Origin of the sequence: Marinobacter salinus (genome assembly GCF_001854125.1) — a bacterium.
Classification (GTDB): Bacteria; Pseudomonadota; Gammaproteobacteria; order Pseudomonadales; family Oleiphilaceae; genus Marinobacter; species Marinobacter salinus.
Window position 1 is genome coordinate 70,937 of the sequence record NZ_CP017715.1, and the last position, 19,327, is coordinate 90,263.

A 19,327-nucleotide genomic window follows, 5' to 3' on the forward strand; every position below is an offset into this window, starting at 1 on the left:
ATGACACTCTTCCAAAATCGTGTTGCGGGAATAATAGCCGGCCCGCTGGTATTGGGTGTAATTTCCGCCTGCGGAGGAGGCAGTGTGGGGGTTGATATTGCCGATGGCGGAATCCGTGGCACTGGCTCCAGCGTGGGACCGGTTTCCGGTTTCGGAAGTGTGTTCGTAAACGGCGTTGAGTTCTTTACAGATGAGATCCTCAATCAGAGGGTGGATAGCAATGACGGGGTCGAGACTGAGGGCGACCTTCAGGAAGGCATGATTCTCCGGGTGAATGGAGAGTGGCAGCCCGATGGAACCGGCACGGCCGAGTCCATGGAATACGACGATAGCCTTCGGGGTACGGTATCGAACCCGGTGCTGGATGTTGCCGGTGAGCGGCTCGACTTTACTATCCACAATCAGCCCGTCTTTGCCGACCTGCAAACGGTTTTCAAGGGCACAACATTTACGACCCTCGCGTCGGGTGAGTTTGTTCGGGTCAGTGCCTGGCGGCAGGCGGACGGCGGTTATCGGGCGAGTTTTGTCGGCGCCGCACCGGCATCCATCGGTGCTGATCCGGTGGAAGTGGAAGGTCCTGTAGATGCGAACTCTGCTCAGTCCGGCCAGTTCACCATGAACGGCCTGGTGATTGAATATGACACCACCGATTTCGGTGAAGGTCTTTCATCTTCAGACCTTACCGAGGGACGCTACCTGGAGGTCGAGGGCGGCATGGTCGGAGGCGTGCTTGTCGCGACTCAAATCCAACAGGATGATTTCCGTCGTTATCAGGCAGACGGTGAGGATATCGAACTGTCCGGCCCCGTTTCATCCAGCTACGATCCTGCCGATGAGTCTTTCACCCTGAACGGTCTGACCATCGTCGTTACTGATAGCACCGAATTTGATCAGGTCACCCGCGAGGGTCTGGTTGAAGGTCTTTTGGTTCAGGTCGAAGGAGACTTCGTGTCCGGGTCGGTGGTGCAGGCGACCGAGATTGAGCTGCGGGAGGGCAATGCCGAGATTAAAGGGCCTATTGATCCGGGCACGTTGCCGGCTGAAGGCCAGTTCGAAGTTGGCGGAGTCATCGTCAGAACCACGTCAAGCACAACTATTACTGATGACGAAAGCGAAAGCAGGCTGACACTGACAGACCTGGTATCGAGTGCCGGCACGGTGCTGGTGGAGGTTGCCGGACTGGAACGCCAGGATGGCTCTGGCACTACCTACATTGATGCGATCAAGATCGAGAGCGAGGGGCCCGATGACGGCGTTGACAGCAGCTTCGAGCTTGCGGGTGAGTTACAGGCCATAGATGGATTCTCTATTACGGTTCTCGGTGTGAAAATGGACGCGAACGACGGCGCGTTTGATGGTGTTTCCAGAACGAGCCTGCAAAACCTGTTAGCCTCCGGCGCTCCTGTTTACATTGAAGTGGTCTATACGACCAGCTCTGTCGGAACCGGATACGTCGCGACCGAGATAGAACTCGAAGAATAGCGACCACCGTTTCGTTCCCCCAACTGTCTGCAACAAATTCATACATAAAAACGTCCCGTTTTGGTCCGCGTTTTGCTAAAAGTATGACCATACGTATCGCAAGGGACACTGAACACTACCGTGCAGGATGCTGAAGCACACACGTTGACGGAGTCTGTATGACCCCTCGTTTTCTGAAAAAGCTGGTCACGAGCCGGCTCTTAAGACCTGTTTTCCTGATACTGGTTATCGCCGGTGTGGTACAGGTGGTGGTCAGCCAGTGGCTGATTTCAAGCCAGGTTGAACGCCTGGTAAATACGGCAGGCTCCGCGCTTGAGGCCAGTAGTGATCAGGTCAGCGAGTCGTTTGGTGAAACCCGCGAGGATGTGCGGGGGCGCCTGCAGACCATGCGGGCGAAGACCATCGACGAACTTGCCGATGAACTGACCCGACAGCAGACCGAACAGCAGGAGCGCGTGGCCAGCAATGTTCGCACGGCGGTGATGGCCGAGGCACAGGGGTTGGCGAACGTATTGGCATCGGTCGCAGCGCCCTTGATCTGGGACCGGGACGTTCCCCGCCTGACCGATCTGGTGGAACTGGCGGACGCGCGGGAATCGGTATTGTTCGCCATTTATTATGACCAGTACGGCGAACGCATGACGCGCTACGTTGACCGCACGGATGACCGGGTACGCACCTTAATGGATCAGGGTGAAGGCCGGGGTGCGGCAAATAAGGTCCTGGATGCGGCAAGCCGTGACCCCAATGTGGTCATTATCACCGCCGACATCAAACCTCAGGGGTCCTCCATAGGCCAGCTCAAACTCGGATTGTCGTTGGAAGGGATTAATGCCGACCTGGCTCAGCTCGAAAAAGAGTTCAGTGCCACCATCAAGGGCAGTATTGGTGCATCGCGGGAGACTCTTGAAGCAGAAACGGAGCAGGTTAACCAGCGGCTTCAGCAACAGCTCGCGGTAATGGGCTCCGATACCCAGTCCCGCATCCAGAGCACCGTCGAAGCGCTGAACCGGGAGGCGTCCAGTCTTTCGACTAATCTTTCTATCCTGGCGATTGGCTCGGTGGTCGTCCTGATTATTCTGGTGGCGGCGGTGCTCGGTGGCGGCTTGTTGCCGCGGGTCCTGCGCCTGAGTTCAGCGATCTGGGACATTTCCGCCGGTGAGGCCGATCTGACCCGCCGTGTCACCCTCAAGGGCAAGGATGAGTTGACGGAAATGGCACGGGGCGTGAACCAGTTTATAGCCCGTATTCAGGAACTGGTTTCCGATGTGAAGGGCTCAGCCGAGTCGGCTGCGGGCCAGGCTCGGGAACAGGGCGACATCAGTCGTGATGCGGTGGCTGCGGTTAATCATCAGCAGCAGGAAGTGGCCGAGGTATCGGAAACCATGGCCGCCATGTCCCGAAGCATTTCCGAGGTTGCCGAAAGCATCCAGGAAGTTGCCGGTTCGGTGCAGAGTGTGAATGCAGAAAGTGAGGCAACGGCGGGCATTTCCCGGGATGTGCGTAACCGGCTTGATCACGTTGTGCGGAATGTCGAGGAAGCCGTTGCAGCCGTCAATGAGCTGAACAACCGGAGTACCGAAATCAACTCGGTCCTGTCCGTGATCGGTGCCATTGCCGAACAAACCAACCTGCTCGCTCTTAATGCCGCTATCGAAGCCGCCAGGGCCGGGGAGTCCGGGCGAGGCTTTGCAGTGGTTGCCGACGAAGTACGCACTCTGGCCAGTCGGACCCAGGAATCTACAACGGAAATTGAGGCGATCATTGAGCGGCTGCAGAAAGGCAGCCGGCAGGCCGTCTCGGTGATCGATCAGGTATCGGGTCAGGTGGCAGAGTCCTCCACGGAGTTCCGCCGGGCTGATGAGCATTTTGAACAGATCAACCAGTTGCTCGGAAGCCTGCAGGAGCGTGCACTGAGTATTTCTTCCGTGGCGGAAGAAGAAGGGCGGCATGCGGGCAAGGTCAGTGTCAGCGTTGAGGACATTGCCCGTTCATCGGAAACCACGGTGGAAGCCATTCAGCGATCGGACAATGCCAGTCGGCAGATCGGCGAATTGCTGGCCGCGCTTCAGGCCAAGGCGTCACAGTTTCGGGTCTGAGCGCCCGGGACTGAATGCATGAGGCACCGTGTCGGGTGTCTCCAGGCGCTTACCCCAGCAGTCGTGAGCGAGCCTGGCCATACTCCTTCCTGAGGCGTTCAACCAGTTCATGAACACTGACAACATCGTGAATCTGGCTTACGCCCTGGCCGGCTGACCAGACCGTTTTCCAGGCTTTCGCTTCATCATCGACCGGCTTCAGTTTCTCTCCATAATTGATGTCTCCGGCTTCGTTGAGCTTGTCCATCGGGTACCCGGCTGCTTCCAGGCTCTGTCGCATAAAGCTGGCCGGCACACCGGAAACCACAGGGGTATGAATAATGTCTCCTGATACGGCCTCAATGATCATGTTCCGGTAGGCCTCTTCCGCCAGGGATTCGCTGGTGTTGATAAATCGTGTGCCCATGTAGGCCAGATCCGCACCCAGGGCCTGGGCAGCCAGCAGGTCCTCGCCGTGGGAAAGTCCGCCGGCCAGCAGAATGGTGCCGTCGAATACCTCCCGGATTTCATGCACCAGCACAATCGGATTGATCGTACCGGCATGGCCGCCTGCACCTGCCGCGACTGCAATAACGCCATCGACTCCGGCTTCGGCTGCTTTGCGGGCATGCTTCTGGTTGGTCACGTCGTGGAAAACCAGGCCGCCGTAACTGTGAACGGCGTCCACCACCTGGCTGGCGGCCCCGAGTGACGTGATAATGATGGGGACCTTGTGCTTCACACACAGCTCCAGGTCCGCCTGCCAGCGGGGGTTGCTCCGGTGCACGATCAGATTGACGGCGTAGGGCGCCACTCTGGCTTCCGGGGTGTTTTCACGAGCACGGTCGAGTTCATTGTTCATCTGTTCGAGCCATGCTTCGAAGCCTTCGCTGGAGCGTTGGTTCAGGGCCGGAAAGCTGCCCACGATGCCCTCCTTGCAGCATGCCAGCGCCAGCTCGGGGCCGGAGATAAGAAACATGGGGGCAGCCACCAGGGGCAAAGACAGGGATTCCTTCAGAGAAGCGGGCAATGCCATGACTATTCCTTATTTTTTGTTGGAACTTTTGTAGGATATAAGTGATCTTAGCCTGCCTTGGTTGCCCTGAAAATGGTTGCCTGCTAACGAATTCATGGAAAACCAGCTACCCACAATAAGGAGCCCAACCATGGGTGAAGCAAAACGTCGCAAGGAAACCGGAGCACCGCCACCCCGGAAAAGCAAAAGCAACAAGCCGCTGTATATTGGCATTGGTGCGCTGGTGCTGGCAGTTGTGGTCACAGGTCTCTTCTTTCTGACAGCAGAGCCGGAACCCACGTCCGATGGACTGCCGGTTGCCGCGCCCACAGCGGACCCATTTCCGGCGCAGCTCGATCAGTACGGTGTTTCGGTAGGCTCTGAAACCGCCCCCGTGGTGGTCCGGGAGTTCGCGGATTATCAGTGCCCTGCGTGCGGTCGGTTTGCCGATGCCAGTAAGCAGCTGAAACAGGAATTCGTGGAAACGGGCAAGGTCCGGTTTGTTTATTTCGATCTGCCGCTTCAGCAGCACCAGAATGCCTTGCCGGCGGCCATGGCAGCCCGGTGTGCTGGTGACCAGGAGGCATACTGGGGCATGCATGATCGCCTCTTCAGCTCTCAGACAGAGTGGAGTGGCTCCGGCGATCCGGTGGCAACCTTCACCCGCTATGCAAACGACCTTGGCCTTGAAGAGCGCCGTTTCCGCAGGTGCATGACCACAGACCTGCATCTTGAAGATATCGAGCAGAGCCGCCGTGCTGCCATGCAGCTGAGAGTGACCAGCACCCCGACGGTACTGGTAGACAACATTCGGTTGACCCGCCCCGGATGGGGGCAGATGTCCGCTGTCGTTGAGCGCGAGCTGGCCAGCAAAGCCGAATAAAGGCCTGCATTGGCCCGCTGCGGCCAATCCGCACTTGATCGTGAGCCAGAGTTGGTTAAAATTTGCGCCCTCTCTGGCTCCGGCCTTTGAACACAATTAAACCCATGCTCCGGATTTACGATCCGGCCCGCAGGAGATACCGATGAGCAACAACGTTGTTGTCTGCGCGCTCTACAAGTTCGCAGTCCTGAATGATTACAAATCCCTCCGCCAGCCTCTGCTGGATCTTATGCTGGAAAAAGACGTCCACGGCACCCTGCTGCTGGCACGTGAAGGCATTAACGGAACCATCGCTGGCAGCCGTGAAGGTATTGATGCCGTAAAGGCCTGGATTGGTAGTGATGAACGTTTCGATGGTATCGACTACAAAGAGTCATTTGTGGACATTCAGCCATTCAAACGCACCAAAGTGAAGCTCAAGAAAGAGATCGTCACCATGGGCGTAGAAGGGATCGATCCGAAGCGCATAGTCGGTACCTATGTCGATCCCAAAGAATGGAACGATTTGATCTCGGATCCGGATGTGGTTCTGGTGGATACCCGTAACCAGTATGAAGTGGAAATCGGTACCTTCAAAAACGCGGTGAATCCGGCTACCGATACCTTCCGCGAGTTCCCGGAATACGTGAAGCAGAACCTTGATCCGTCCAGGCACAAGAAGGTCGCCATGTTCTGTACCGGTGGCATTCGCTGTGAAAAGTCCACTGCGTATCTGAAGGAGCAGGGTTTTGAGGAGGTGTATCACCTCAAGGGCGGAATCCTCAAATACCTGGAAGATGTGCCGCAAGAGCAAAGCCTCTGGCGCGGAGAGTGCTTCGTTTTTGATGACCGGGTAACGGTGAACCATAACCTGGAGCGGGGTGAGTTCGACCAGTGCCACGCCTGCCGGCGCCCGATCACCGAAGACGACAAGCAGCGCCCGGAGTATGAGCAGGGCGTGAGCTGCCATCAGTGCATTGATTCACTGACGGAAGCGCAAAAAGCCCGCTTTGCGGAGCGTGAGCATCAGATGCGACTGGCAGAGCAGCGCGGAGAAGCCCATGTTGGCGGCGAAGCGGCGCGTATTATTGCGGAACGCAAGGCTCGTAAGAAGGCAGAGCGTGAGCGCCAGGCGCAAAAAAGCCTGGCGGGTGAAAAAGCGCGTAAAACCGCAAGGGCCTGATCAGACCCTGTTGCGCAAGCCCAGCTCATCGGGGTAGGGCGTAAGGTATTTCTGGGCGTGCAGATAGTCCACCGGCTCGCGGCGCTGGGCCATGCGCAAGAGGGTCATCGGCACCACCAGAGGTACCTCGCCGCGGCGATAGGCCTCCATCTGTTCCATCAGTACTTTCCTGTCCTCATCCCCCATGGAGTCACGCAGGTAACCCATCAGGTGCTGCATGGCATTCATGTGGGAGCCGCGGCTGACTCTCTTGTTCATGGCGTCCATAAATGAGCGGATGTAACGGTCGGCGATGTCTTCGAGAGGTTCGGATTTCAGGTCACCGAGCATGGGTCCCAGCTCGCGGTAGATCTTTTCGGAATGGGCGAGAAGCTGGAACTTGTGACGGGTATGAAATTCGATCAGGGCTTTGGCTGTGAGGCATTCTCCAGCCACATTCTGCATCCAGTCATCGTAGGCGAACACGCGCTCAATGAAATTCTCCCGGAGCGTATCATCGTTCAGGCGGCCTTCCTCTTCTACCGGCATCAGCGGGTAAGCCTTGATGAGGGCCTCCGCAAACATGCCGCGACCATCTCGGCGGACTACCTGACCATTTTCGTTATGAACCTTGATTCTCTCCATGCCGCAACTGGGTGACTTTGCCATCAGGATGTAGCCCCGGAGGTCGGCCAGGCTGGGAATGATCTGGTCAATGAAGGCCTGCATGGCCTCGGTGTGATCAGCGGTTCCCCTGGTTTCAATCAGCCGTATACCCTCGGGATATTCCCTCAGGTGGATGGCCGGGCGAGGCACGCCAAGGCCGGCCTCCAGTTCCGGGCAGATAGAGCGGAATTCGAAATGTTTCGAGAGCACTTGTGTGCAGTAGCGGGAGTGTTTGTGGCCACCATCATGGCGGACTTCCTTGCCCAGCAGACAGGTGCTGATACCAACGGGAATATCGCTCACGTAAAAGTCTCCGGAATGTAAAACGACTTCTGTAATACGTGATTACAGTCTAAACCGATCATCGAGGATAGAGGAACCTCATTTCTTGCGGCGTTTGTGCTGTTTTTTATCTGCCAGCGCGAGGGTGTTGGCGTAGATGGCGCGAACGTCCCGCGCGAACTGCTCCACCGAAAAGTCTTTCGCGAACGCCAGGGCCCGCCCCGCCATTTCCTGCCGTAACTCATCATCCTCAAGCAGGCGTTTGACCTCTTCAACCCACTGGGTCTGTTTCTCCGGTGTCTTGAAGCCGTTAAATCCATGCCGGATGACATCATCAATACCGCTGGAGCGAACAGCAACCACGGGCAGACCGGCCGCCATGGCTTCGAGAATGACCATGCCCTGGGTTTCGGACTTTGAGGCGAACAGGAACACGTCTCCCAGGCGATACCAGATTGCCATTTCCTCTGGCGGCACCGCTCCCACAAGGTTGAAATGCTCTTGCAGGTTCAGATCATTGATTTTCTGTTGCAACCGGTCCCGTTGGTGGCCGTCGCCAATCATCAGAAAGCGGAACGGCACCTCGCTTTCATGGCGCAGGGTATCAATGGCCTCGATCATGAAATCGATATTCTTTTCATTTGAGAGTCGGGACACACTGACAAAGACCTTCTCGTCGGTCAGTTTCAGTTTCTCCCGCAGCTGGCTGATCTCCTCATCGCTGACGTCCTGAAAACGCTGATACTCAATACCCGTAGGCTGCACAAACGTTGGAGTTTTGACACCAATCATGCGCAGGTACTCCTCGGTAGAGTCTGTCGGCACTATCACCCCGTCGCACTTATTGGCAAAGTGTTTGGTCAGGGCGTGGGAGATCAGGTTCCGGAACAACATGCCGGGTAGTGGCACGAAGTGGGCGTAATGCTCCAGTCGGGTGTGGTAGGTGTAAACCGCGGGTACCTTCAGCGCTCTGGCCATGAACAGCCCCAGAGAGCCCAGCCAGAAAGGGTGATGCAGGTGGATAATATCCGGACAGAACGCTTTTACGCCTTTACGGATCCGGGCCAGGAAAATATTGGCCAGCCGGAATTCCCGTTTTTCGCCCATGGCCAGCAGCGAGGGAACCCGGAGCACGTGTTCTTCGTTCTCTGGCTGGTCTTTGTAGCGAGGCGCAACAATCAGGAGTTTGTCACCCAGCGCTTCCAGACCGCGCCGCAGTCGTTCGATGGAAATGGGCACGCCGCCGATAAACGGCAGATAGTTGTTGGTGAACATCACGACCCGAAGCGGTTTTTCCAGCCAGGGCGAAGGGTCCAGGTCGTAATCGGGGTAGTAGTCTTTGGCCACAAAAATGGTGGTGTAGAGCTTGATGGTGATGGCAACAAACACCGCCAGGATCAGGATAAAGTTCAGATAGCCCGAATACAGCAGTGAGTAGATGAAGAACCAGAGGCTTTCGAGTTGTTTGAGAATGGGGCGTTGCCCCACTTGCAGCCGTTGCAGAGAGTGGGTGATTTCGCCATCCGCTCCGACTTCAACCCGGACAAAGTGATAAAAGCTCGTGTCGTTGTTAAGTACCAGCCCACCGGCACCGCCGGTGGTGATGAACTCGGTATTGCCCCGTTTTTCCTCGGAGTAGAGCGACAGGTTGGCCGAGAACACCAGGTCCACATTGTGCGTGTCTAACTGCCGCAGGAGCGCCTGCCGGAATTCCGGAGGCTCCAGATAATCGTCCTTCTGGTCGAAGGGCGGATTCTGGTCAGGCTTCAAGGGCGGGTGTCCGATAAACAGAATCCGGGCCTCGGAATCGTCCTGGGTTAACAGATCATTGAGCCAGCGAATCTGCCATTTCCAGGGTGTTTTACCGGTACTGTCGAGGAAGATCAGTCGGCTGCTGCCTGCCCGGATACTGAAAAAGTGGGGACCAAAGTGATCGTAGAAACGAAAGCTGCCAAAGTCCTCATACTCGTGAGCTCCGAAGGTCAGAAGCCAGGGGATGGTGAGGTGGCTCAGGCTGCCATAAAGCGCCCGGTACTTGTCTTCACCGCCGCCGCTGACGGCATTGCCTGCCGATACCAGAAAATCGATGCCGGAGGCGTTCAGCTCCGGGATTATGCGCTCCTCGAAAATACCGATCGAGTTATTGATGTTGCCCACAACGGCAAAGGAGAACGGTGTATCCCTGCTGACTTTCTGGTGAATTCGCTCCACTTCCGCCGTATGCAGGCCTTTGAAATCCTTCATGAAAAGATTGAGGTAGGTCTTGTAGCCCACCAGCAGGATCACGATCAACAGGCAAACATAGAAAAGCAGTTTCAGCGGGTTGCGGAAAATCATCCGGATGTCCTGCGGTCTTTGATCAGTTCCCTCTGCAGCACGATCAGTCCAATAATCATGCCCAGGTAAATGGTTAGCAAACGCCAGCTCACCGTTACCAGAACCAGGTGGTTTCCGGACAGGATATCGCGAAAGAAGCTTCCGAATACACCTTCCGAAATACCGGAGGCGCCCGGAGTCGGTGAGAAATACATGATAAACGTGGTGACGACCAGCAGTCCGACGGACACCACGTAGTCCACCTCATAACCCAGGCTGTGCATCAGCAGGGCCGGGAAACTGAACAGACTCAGCAGGAACACCGCAGTGAACAGGATGGACAGGAACACGAACAGCGGGCGGCCGCGAAGGTAGTCACCAAAGCTACGGGAGAAGCGCAGCATTTCCCTGCGGGCCTTGAACTGCCAGCGTTGGTTGCGATCTTCGGAGATCAGGTGGAGTCGGTGCAGGGTGTCGAGCAGGCGGCTCAGGGGGCTGATCAGCCAATGGGTTCGAAACAGAAGCACCGCAAAGAATGCCAGGTAGAGGGTAATAAAAACTGCCAGTGCTGTACCGATGTTGCCGGTGAGGGAGTGGTTTTTCAGGGCATCAAGGGTCAGCAGGAAAACCGGAGTAAGCGAGAAAATGAAAATGACCGCGAGTACCGTCCGGATCGTCGTGGCGGCCGTGGCCCGGCCCATGGGCACGCCATGACGGTTCAGGTACCAGATCTGCGCAAACCCACCGCCCGTCGCCATCGGTGTGACATTGGAAAAAAACAGGTTGATAAAGACGAGGCGGAATATAACGCCAAAGGACAGCCGATGCCCCAGTGCGCGAAGCGTGAAGTGCAGCCTCAGACCATCAGAAACGAAATAGACCAGTAGCAGAAGGCCCGCCATCAGCAGGGTGGAGGGGGCAATCAGTTGAGGGTCAAAGGTGATACTTCGGTCGGCAAACCTGTCGTAGACGGCATAGAGTCCTGCCGCCGTCATGGCAAGAAAAATCAGGCTGAAGGCCGTCAGTCTCCGCCAGGATGCACGTTGCGAATAGTCGCTATCGATAGAGTCAGTCATGGTCTGCCCGTCAGATTCAGACGGGCAGTTTACAGGAGGTAGGGCAAGAGGTGTCCAGTGGCGTTTTAGTGGCCATACACCATCATGGTGGTGTCCGTGATGGCAAAATCGGTGAACCGGACACTGCCAATACTGTCCGGACCAATGCGGAAGACCGGCATGTCGATGTCTGCCCGGAACTCCACATCGTGCACGGAGAGGCCTTCCTTGCCGGACCCTGCACTGGTCCCCTTCGACAGTTTCGCGGTGGCGCTGGCCATGCCGAAGTGGCCGAGGGTGTCATTGCCCCGGCGGTTATGAATCTGCAGGCCTTCGATGCCCACGGCAGCGAAGTTGAAGATCAGGATCAGATCGGCGGCCTCCCAGTTCAGGCTGCCGTTGGTTATTTCGAAGTGGGTGTTCAGCTGTAACTCGGAGCCGGAAACGGTATTGCCATTGGCGAGGGTGCGGGTGGAGGTGCCACCGTTTCGAATCACCAGGTCGGTCGGGCCAACATAACCCTGGAGCAGCACGTTGGAGAACAGTGTGGCACTGCCCTCGGTGCCGGTAGCAGTGACGCTGTTTACCGCCAGTTCGAAGTCTACTGCTTGCAGGTAATCGTCCAGAACCGTCGGGTCCCCGTAATCGGTTGCGCCCAGGTGCATCACCAGGTCGCCACTGTTGAACTTCCTGCCGAACTCACCGGCCACGTTATAGCTGGCCAGGGCATCGGCAATATCCGCATCGCTGTTGGGGTCCAGCAAACCAGCATTCGCACGGCGCGCAATTTCCGAGAAACCATGTTCCAGTACTTCATCCTGACCGGCAATATCAATGGTCAGTTTCATGTTGTCCATAACGGTATCGTTCTGGCCGGAGAGCCGGAGCCCGTTCACATTCAGTGAACCCTCATCGGTCCAGGACAGCCGATCAACATTGATTTTGGTCTCCAGCTCAATGGTGACGCCTGCCTGACCGGTTACCCCGGAGAGGGCGCCGTCGTCCAGGGGCCGGAACTCGGCCATGGCGGGCAAGGGCAGCGACAGTGCAATAATCAGTGCAGTCACATGGCCGCCGGGGAATCGACGGGCGGGTTCGTTACAGGCGTGTGGCAGAGTCATGATGGCCCAAGTCCATTTGTCAGTGATCGTTCGTTACACATTGTTACGATAGGCGTCAAGCTGCAAAGCGTCTGTGAGATCGGTCACAATCGGGGTTGCCCGCGAGCTCGTGCAATGAGGGGCCGGGAAGGCCTCCCCGGCCCCTCACCAGGCATTCGTCAGGATGCGAGAGCTTGCTGAATCAGCGCCTTCTGATGTTCCGCAAATTCCCGGATCAGGGCCTGAGCCTGCGCGCTGTCCCTGGCCAGAACTGCTTGGGGGAACCGGGCGAAGAACCGGGTGGTCTGTTTCAGCCCCTGGCGATACCGATTGGCACTCAGATAGTAGGCCCGGCTAACGGCAGGTTTGAAGTTTGACAGGGCTTCGGTCAGGTAAGGATTGCCGACCACCTCGCAGCAAGCCTCCATCAACTCGAAGCTGGCTTCCACGATCGCCGTAATATTCGCCGCCGGCTTCTGCATCTGGTCGACCACATGCCGGGTTGCATCCAGCAACGGCTGCTTGTCCGGCTCCTGCCAGCGTTCGCAAAGGCGGACGGCGAGCATCATCAACAGGTACATGTAAACGTCGTAAAGCTCGGAGGCATGCTCTGCATCCAGACGTGTCGCCGAGGCTCCCTTGCGGGGCGTGATCTCCACCAGGTGCCACCGCTCCAGGGTATACAGGGCCTCTTTTACAGAAACCCGGCTCACCTTCAGCTCCGCTGCCAGCGTTGCTTCCTGAACACGCTCTCCCGGCCTGATCTGGCCGGTCATGATCCGCTCTGCCATGAAGTTGGCAATCTGCTCCGCCAGTGTATTGGGTGCCTGAAAATCCATAAAGGCTCTCTGAACAGGTCGAAAAAGCCGGCTGGCCGCAGATGGAATCAGTCCGGCGTTGGAATGTGAGCGCATGAGTCTATCACAGCCTCTTGAACGGATTGATCCGAGGCGCGCTCCTGACACTCATCACAAATTTTCTCTTTCAAGAGTTGACGACTGCTAAATTGTAGGACAATAATGCAAAACAGCAGATGAGCAGATTTGCACCAGTCCCAGGAACGCACGGAGAGATCATTATGAGCACGAGCCAGATATCCATCAGTCGGGAGGCCACCCGGAGAAGGGTTCTGTTGACCCTCAAGAAATACAGCTACCTTATTGCCATGATTCCGTTGGCGTTACCGCCCTTGTTGCTGGCGGCGGGGCAGGCGACGGGCCTGGTTAACCTCTTCTCCTGGGGCGTGCCAGTGGTGGTTTTTGGCATCATCCCGGTACTGGACCTGTTGCTGGGCAAAGATGCGCTTAATCCTGATGAAAATGCTGACGTGGGGCGCATGAACAGTGAGCTGTTCTATCGGGTTATCACCCTCGGTTGGGTGGCGGGCTTCGCGGTCCTGCTTGTATGGGGCATGCTGGAACTGGCTTCAGGCACTTTCAGCGCGGTGGGCGGCATCGGCTGGGTGGTATCCATCGGCATCGTCGGCGGCCTGGGGATTAACGTCGCCCACGAAATGATTCACAAGGATGCCAGGCTGGAAACCCGCGCCGGAGGCTTTCTGCTGGCTCTGGTGTGCTACGCCGGCTTCAAGGTAGAGCACCTCCGCGGCCACCACGTTCACGTCTCCACGCCGGAAGACGCCTCGTCTTCACGGTACAACCAGTCTCTCTACAATTTCCTGCCTCAGGCATACGCCCGCAACTTCATCAACGCCTGGAAGCTTGAGGCACAGCGTCTCGAACGCAAAGGTGACAAAGCCTTCAGCTGGCGGAACGAGTTGATCTGGTGGTACAGCATCAGCGCACTCGTGGGCATTGCCTTCACCGTGGCCTTTGGCTGGTTAGGCGCAGCCTACTTCCTCGGCCAGAGCTTCATTGCCTTCACCCTGCTGGAAATCGTCAACTACCTGGAGCACTACGGCCTGCACCGCCGCAAACTGGAAAACGGCCGATACGAACGCACCACGCCTGAACACAGCTGGAACAGCAACTACTTCCTGACCAACGTGTTCCTCTTCCACCTTCAGCGCCACAGCGATCACCATGCCTTCGCCAAACGCCGCTATCAGGTGCTGCGCCACCACGACATCGCCCCGCAATTACCCGCTGGCTACGCCGCCATGATCGTCATCGCCATGATCCCGCCACTCTGGAAGCGAATCATGAATCCGCGGGTGGAGGCCTATTACCGGGGTGAGGAGCATCAACTGGCTTCGTGATTCCCGTCTCTTTGGCTTTGGAGAGGGGCGGGGAGCGGGGGTATTTTTCTCCAGAAGAATCGCAAACTCGCTGCGCTCAGACAGCGATTTTCTTCCGAAAAACACCCCCGATCCCCGCCCATAGACTCCAAGTTGGTTTTTGGTCAACACCTCTGCCAGCTCCCCCCTTGAAATCCCGATGTAACGCACGCAGGTATATCCTTTAAACTCCGCGAGCAAAATAAGGGACAAACCATGCCCAAGCATTTCGAGCAGGCCCCGGGCCTATACGATGACCCCGTTCCCGAAACCGAAGGTTATGTTTTCAACCAGACCATGATGCGGATCAAAGATCCCGAGCGCTCCATGGACTTCTACACCCGAGTGATGGGCATGCGCCTGGTTCGCAAACTCGATTTTCCGGAAATGAAATTCACCCTGTACTTCCTGGGGTATCTGGATGATCGTCAGGCCGGTCTCGTGCCTCAGGACGACGCTCATCGCACCACCTTCACATTTGGCCGTGAGGCCATGCTCGAGCTGACCCACAACTGGGGCACCGAGAATGACAAGGATTTTGCCTACCACAATGGCAACGACCAGCCCCAGGGTTTTGGCCACATCGGTATCGCGGTACCGGATGTCTATACCGCCTGCGATCGCTTTGAGAAGCTCGGTGTGGATTTCGTGAAAAAGCCAGACGATGGCAAGATGAAAGGCCTGGCCTTTATCAAGGATCCGGACGGCTACTGGATCGAAATTCTGCAGCCGGACATGATGCAGAAACAGCGTAAGGATCTCTGATCCCGCCGATTACGCGGCATTGGCCTTAGCGCCGGTGCCGGCTTTCCCGCCATAACGCGAAGCCACGATCACGGCCGCCGTGAGAACCAGTGCCCCGGCTATCCCGATGGGCCCCAGAATTTCCCCCAGAAATACCCACGCCAGCAAAGCCACAAACAGCGGTTCCAGGGTCACAATGATGCTGGAAAGCGTCGCCGGTGTTGTCTGCATGCCGGAGAAGAAGCTCACGTAGCCAATGCATGTGGGAACCACGCCAATGTAGGCCACCATCAGCCATTGTTTGATGCCCAGGGTTTCAATGCCTGCAAAGCTGCCGGACAGTGCCACCACAGGAAGCAGAATCAGGGCCGCAGTGAAGAAGCAGATGAACGCCGTAGTGAATACCGGTGTTCCGGCAGAACTGTAGCGGCTGGTCAGGGTGAATCCGGTGTACACAACAGCGGCCAGCAGGGCCATGAGGAGGCCTGCCAGGCGCAGACTGCCAGCAGTGTCCATGTCACTGAGAACCAGCATGGCGGTTCCGACAATTGCAGCCATCAGCGAGAGTATGGTGAGCAACCCGGGCTTTTCTCCCAGTAACGGTGCGGCGAGGATAGCCACGAGCACGGGCGGAAGGCAAAGGGCGATCAGGGTGGCAATTCCGGCACCGGTCAGGTCCACGGCCAGCAGATAACTGCCCTGATAGAACGCCTGGAACAGCCCGAGAGCCGCCAGTGGAATCAGCGATTTCAAACCAAGGTGACGAAGAGAGCTGCCAGGAACCTTCTTGCCGGGGCTGGCACGCTCAAGCTGCCGTTGTTCCCGCCGCATCAGCAACCAGAAAAACGGTAAGGCCACCACCAGACGCAGGAAGCCAAGCGTGATGGCTTCCAGGTCGGTGCTGGCAAAGAGGAATTTGGCAACGATCCCCGTGGTCGCCCAGAGCAGGGCTGCCAGGGCGATCAGCAGGGCGCCTCGAATCATTCAATAATCAACACAATCAGCTCTTTGGGACCGTGGACTCCGTAGGCCAGAGTCTGCTCAATGTCTGCGGTCTTGGACGGTCCGGATACTAACAGCGCATTGGTCGGCATGCCAGCAGCCCAGTTCTGGGCCAGCATGGCTTCGTGGAAGGTGGTGTAAATCTCCTTCGCGTACAGCACGGCCACATGAACCGGGGGTACCAGGCTCATTAGTCGCGGCTCGTCGGCATTTGGCCAGAGGATCAGCGATCCGGTCTCGGCAATGCCACCCCGGGTAGAGGTAATGCCCGCGTCCACATCGTTAAACAGGGCCGTTTGCCAGCTTTCGATAGGTTCGTCGTAAATCAGCAGGCTGGGCAGGCTCTCCCGTTCTACTGCGGATCTCAGGCTGAGTCCAATCTCGTGCTCTTTGGGCACCAGCAGGTTGCGGGCTCCGCGTGTGGCGAGCAACTCGGCGAGCCGGCCGATCCAGGTGTCTTCCGTGCAGCGGTGAACCTCGCCATGAACCGATTCAATAGTTTTCTCGAACAGCTCGATCCTCTCGGCGGTGGACCAGTCCGGCCGCTTGAGTACGGAAAAGTCGCATTCCGGAGCCGTGAGTTCGCCACCGGTGCGGTTGCGAAGGCGCTGTAAAATCGTCTCTCTGGAACTCACTGTCCGCGCTCCTTCATCCGTTCATGCAGGGTTTTCGATGCAAGTTTTGGTGCGGTGCGGAATTGCGTCCAGCCACCTATCTTCCCGGGTTGCAGCTTGCGGAAGCGGGCCGCCATGTTGGTGCCGAAGCGGTAGGCGCCGGGGCGGGCATGCATCCAGCTCCAGCCTTTCCAGACCATGGCTTCCATGGCGCCGCGCTTGGCCCCGTGGCCGTTTACCTTGGCCGGGTGCAGCTTGTCGCCGTCGACGGACTCCTGGCGCAGCCGGACCAGCAGGTCCGGAATCGGGATCTTCACCGGGCAGACCTCACCACAGGCACCGCACAGGCTGGAGGCCGTCGGCAGGTGCCGCCCCTCATCCAGACCAATCAGGTGCGGCATCAGAATCTTGCCGATGGGGCCGGGGTAGGTGGTTCCGTAGGTGTGGCCACCCACGCGAGTGTACACCGGGCAGTGGTTCATGCAGGCGCCACAGCGGATGCAGCGCAGGGTGTCCAGCAGTTCGTTGTCCTGGTAGATGGACGAGCGGCCGTTGTCTACCAGTACCAGGTGAACCTCTTCCGGACCGTCCATCTCGTCCGGCTTGCGCGGACCGGAAATCATATTGAAGTAGGTGGTGATGTGCTGGCCGGTGGCGGAGCGCGTCAGCAACGCCATAAGGGCTGTGACGTCCTCAAGGTTCGGGACGACTTTCTCAATGCCCGTGACGGCAATATGGCAGGGCGGGACAGTGGTTGTCATCCGGCCGTTACCCTCGTTCTCCACCAGGCACAGCGTGCCAGTTTCTGCCACCGCAAAGTTGACGCCGGAGACGCCGACATCGGCGTTCATGAACTTTTCCCGGAGTTGCAGGCGGGCTGCGGTGGTCAGGTACTCCACATCATGTGACAGGTCGGTGCCGGTTTTTTCATGCATCAACTCGGAGATTTCGCCGGTGTTCTTGTGAATTGCCGGCATAATGATGTGCGACGGGGTCTCCCCGGCAAGCTGGACAATGTATTCGCCAAGGTCAGACTCCAGCGCGGTAATGCCCTGTTCCTCAAGGTAATGATTCAGTTCCATTTCCTCGGACACCATGGACTTGCCCTTGATTACGCTCTTGGCATCCCGCGCCACGCAGATATCCCGGACAATCTGGCAGGCGTCGTCACTGTCCACTGCCCAGTGCACCTTGATGCCATTCTCCGTCAGCTTTTGTTCAAGCTGCTCCAGAAGATCCGGCAGGTTGGCCAGGGCCCGCAAGCGAATGTTGGCGCCCAGATCTCGCAGAGTCTCCAGGTCCCAGCCTTCAAAGGCGCTCTTGCGCTTGGTCATCAACCCGTCCATTGCCTTGCGGAAATTCTGACGGATTTTCGGGTTGTGAATCGCAGCCTGGGCGCGAGGGTGGAATTCCTTTACATCGATGTGATGGGGCGATTGCTGGGCTGTTTCGCTCATGAGGGTTCCCCTTTCGTGCCGTTGGTGCGCTCCCACAGAAAACTGAGGATGTGCTGTCCGGAGAGTGACTTCCGGTTTTTCTCGGCGTAACCGTCAATGTTCATGAGGCAGCCGCAATCGGTGGTGACAAAGTCTTTCGCGCCGGTATCGACAATGGCATCCACTTTTTCACTCACCATGGCGCCCGAGATTTCCGGGTGGCGAATGGCGAAGGTACCACCGAATCCGCAGCACTCCTCGGCCCGAACCTGCTCAACCAGGTTAACGTTTTTGAGTTGCCCCAACAGTTTGGGGCCAACCTCGGCCACACCCATTTCACGGCGTGCCGAACAGGAGGTGTGCATGGCAACAGTGGTGGGTTCACCCAGGTCATCGAGCTTGATGTGGCAAACGTGCAACAGGAAATCCGTCAGCTCCCAGACCCGGCCGGCGATTTCAGCGGCTTTCATCTCATCAGAGGTATCCTTGAACAAAGCCGGGTAGTGTTTGCGCATCATCCCGCCGCAGGAACCGGAAGGCACCACGATGGGCCAGTCTTCAGGGAACAGGCCCAGCTGGGCTTTCGCCACGGCACGGGCTTCGTCATGGTAGCCGGAGGTATAGGCCGGTTGCCCGCAGCAGGTCTGGTTCTGGGGAAAAATAACCTCAATGCCCTCCCGCTCCAGTAACTGGATGCCGGCCATGCCGGCGTCCGGGTAGAACATGTCCACCAGACAGGTGCCATAGAAATAGACTTTGGAGGGTTTTGCCGGATAAACCTTGATGGAATCAACCATAATGCGCCGCTCGAGCCAATCGGTGTTTTTGTCCACCAATAATAGGGTGCAAAGAGGGCCGTTTCCAGACGACTTTCAGGGTAGGTCCCGAAGGGGCGGGCAGCGGAGGGATGCCGCTGCCCTGGAGGCTTACTTGATAGTCAGGCGCTCGGCATTTTTTTCAACGGTGCGCTCGCCGATTCCTTTCACGTTGGCAAGCTCCTGCGGTGCCTGGAACGGGCCGTTGGCTTCACGGTAGGCCACAATCGCCTCCGCCTTGCTCTGGCCAATGCCGTTCAGGTCGGCAAGGGTCGCCACGTCGGCGGTGTTGATGTTCACTGCAGTTGGCTCAGCGTGGGCAAAACCTGCGAGCAGGGTGAACAACAGAACGAGGGTGGCGATAACCGGTGTACGTTTCATGGGGGTATAACTCCTGATGCTGACAGACGTCGTTATGGTTGTTTGTCGGGACGTAAAGCAGCAAAAACGCCGGTGTGATTA

Annotated in this window: 17 protein-coding genes; 6 read left to right on the forward strand and 11 right to left on the reverse strand. The window is 57.4% G+C overall.

What is annotated here, in order from left to right; genetic code table 11:
* Both BKP64_RS00325 and BKP64_RS00330 read left to right on the forward strand, forming a co-directional pair.
* Entirely contained in the window at positions 1 to 1,482 is a 1,482-nt protein-coding gene (locus BKP64_RS00325) for a DUF5666 domain-containing protein (RefSeq protein ID WP_070964434.1), read from the forward strand.
* Between the two features lie 158 nt (positions 1,483 to 1,640).
* Positions 1,641 to 3,581, forward strand: a complete 1,941-nt coding sequence (locus BKP64_RS00330; protein WP_070964437.1) for a methyl-accepting chemotaxis protein — start codon at positions 1,641 to 1,643, stop codon at positions 3,579 to 3,581.
* 49 nt (positions 3,582 to 3,630) lie between these two features.
* Here the strand turns inward: BKP64_RS00330 and BKP64_RS00335 are convergent, their stop codons facing one another.
* Positions 3,631 to 4,596, reverse strand: coding sequence for an NAD(P)H-dependent flavin oxidoreductase (locus tag BKP64_RS00335; protein ID WP_070964439.1), 966 nt, complete (start codon positions 4,594 to 4,596; stop codon positions 3,631 to 3,633).
* Positions 4,597 to 4,726: 130 nt separating this feature from the next.
* On the opposite strand from BKP64_RS00335, the gene BKP64_RS00340 reads away from it, so the two are divergent.
* Together BKP64_RS00340 and trhO are read left to right on the forward strand one after the other, a co-directional pair.
* Positions 4,727 to 5,458 carry a DsbA family protein gene (locus BKP64_RS00340; protein ID WP_070964443.1) on the forward strand — a complete coding sequence of 244 codons (732 nt, stop codon included), beginning with the start codon at positions 4,727 to 4,729 and terminating at the stop codon, positions 5,456 to 5,458.
* A gap of 142 nt (positions 5,459 to 5,600) precedes the next feature.
* Positions 5,601 to 6,620 (forward strand): oxygen-dependent tRNA uridine(34) hydroxylase TrhO, encoded by a 1,020-nt coding sequence (gene trhO / locus BKP64_RS00345; RefSeq protein WP_070964446.1) that lies wholly within the window; start codon positions 5,601 to 5,603, stop codon positions 6,618 to 6,620.
* On the opposite strand, the gene BKP64_RS00350 is transcribed toward trhO, so the two are convergent.
* From BKP64_RS00350 to BKP64_RS00370, 5 genes are all read right to left on the reverse strand, one after another.
* Complete coding sequence (locus BKP64_RS00350; RefSeq protein WP_070964450.1) at positions 6,621 to 7,568, reverse strand: YbgA family protein; 948 nt, start codon at positions 7,566 to 7,568, stop codon at positions 6,621 to 6,623.
* Positions 7,569 to 7,646: 78 nt separating this feature from the next.
* Entirely contained in the window at positions 7,647 to 9,884 is a 2,238-nt protein-coding gene (locus BKP64_RS00355) for a glycosyltransferase (protein ID WP_070964454.1), read from the reverse strand.
* Positions 9,881 to 10,939 (reverse strand): lysylphosphatidylglycerol synthase transmembrane domain-containing protein, encoded by a 1,059-nt coding sequence (locus tag BKP64_RS00360; RefSeq protein ID WP_070964457.1) that lies wholly within the window; start codon positions 10,937 to 10,939, stop codon positions 9,881 to 9,883. The genes BKP64_RS00355 and BKP64_RS00360 overlap by 4 nt, the downstream gene beginning before the upstream one ends.
* A gap of 65 nt (positions 10,940 to 11,004) precedes the next feature.
* Complete coding sequence (locus tag BKP64_RS00365; RefSeq protein WP_070964459.1) at positions 11,005 to 12,039, reverse strand: DUF6160 family protein; 1,035 nt, start codon at positions 12,037 to 12,039, stop codon at positions 11,005 to 11,007.
* Positions 12,040 to 12,197: 158 nt separating this feature from the next.
* Positions 12,198 to 12,857 carry a GntR family transcriptional regulator gene (locus BKP64_RS00370; RefSeq protein ID WP_070973479.1) on the reverse strand — a complete coding sequence of 220 codons (660 nt, stop codon included), beginning with the start codon at positions 12,855 to 12,857 and terminating at the stop codon, positions 12,198 to 12,200.
* Positions 12,858 to 13,096: 239 nt separating this feature from the next.
* Between BKP64_RS00370 and BKP64_RS00375 the strand changes: the two genes are divergently transcribed.
* Together BKP64_RS00375 and gloA are read left to right on the forward strand one after the other, a co-directional pair.
* Positions 13,097 to 14,236, forward strand: a complete 1,140-nt coding sequence (locus tag BKP64_RS00375) for an alkane 1-monooxygenase (protein ID WP_070964466.1) — start codon at positions 13,097 to 13,099, stop codon at positions 14,234 to 14,236.
* A 234-nt stretch (positions 14,237 to 14,470) separates the two neighbouring features.
* Positions 14,471 to 15,019: a lactoylglutathione lyase gene (gene gloA / locus BKP64_RS00380; RefSeq protein ID WP_070964470.1), complete on the forward strand. Its 549-nt coding sequence runs from the start codon at positions 14,471 to 14,473 to the stop codon at positions 15,017 to 15,019.
* A gap of 9 nt (positions 15,020 to 15,028) precedes the next feature.
* Here gloA and BKP64_RS00385 read toward each other — a convergent pair whose 3' ends face one another.
* The 5 genes from BKP64_RS00385 to BKP64_RS00405 form a co-directional block, all read right to left on the reverse strand.
* A complete protein-coding gene (locus tag BKP64_RS00385; protein ID WP_070964472.1) occupies positions 15,029 to 15,982 on the reverse strand; it encodes a DMT family transporter in 954 nt (317 codons plus the stop codon).
* Positions 15,979 to 16,635 (reverse strand): LutC/YkgG family protein, encoded by a 657-nt coding sequence (locus tag BKP64_RS00390; RefSeq protein ID WP_070964474.1) that lies wholly within the window; start codon positions 16,633 to 16,635, stop codon positions 15,979 to 15,981. The genes BKP64_RS00385 and BKP64_RS00390 overlap by 4 nt, the downstream gene beginning before the upstream one ends.
* Positions 16,632 to 18,071 carry a LutB/LldF family L-lactate oxidation iron-sulfur protein gene (locus tag BKP64_RS00395; protein WP_070964477.1) on the reverse strand — a complete coding sequence of 480 codons (1,440 nt, stop codon included), beginning with the start codon at positions 18,069 to 18,071 and terminating at the stop codon, positions 16,632 to 16,634. Before BKP64_RS00395 ends, BKP64_RS00390 begins: the two co-directional genes overlap by 4 nt.
* Positions 18,068 to 18,847 carry a (Fe-S)-binding protein gene (locus BKP64_RS00400; protein WP_070973481.1) on the reverse strand — a complete coding sequence of 260 codons (780 nt, stop codon included), beginning with the start codon at positions 18,845 to 18,847 and terminating at the stop codon, positions 18,068 to 18,070. Before BKP64_RS00400 ends, BKP64_RS00395 begins: the two co-directional genes overlap by 4 nt.
* Positions 18,848 to 18,976: 129 nt before the next feature.
* Entirely contained in the window at positions 18,977 to 19,246 is a 270-nt protein-coding gene (locus BKP64_RS00405) for a ComEA family DNA-binding protein (RefSeq protein ID WP_070964480.1), read from the reverse strand.
* Positions 19,247 to 19,327: the final 81 nt, after the last annotated feature.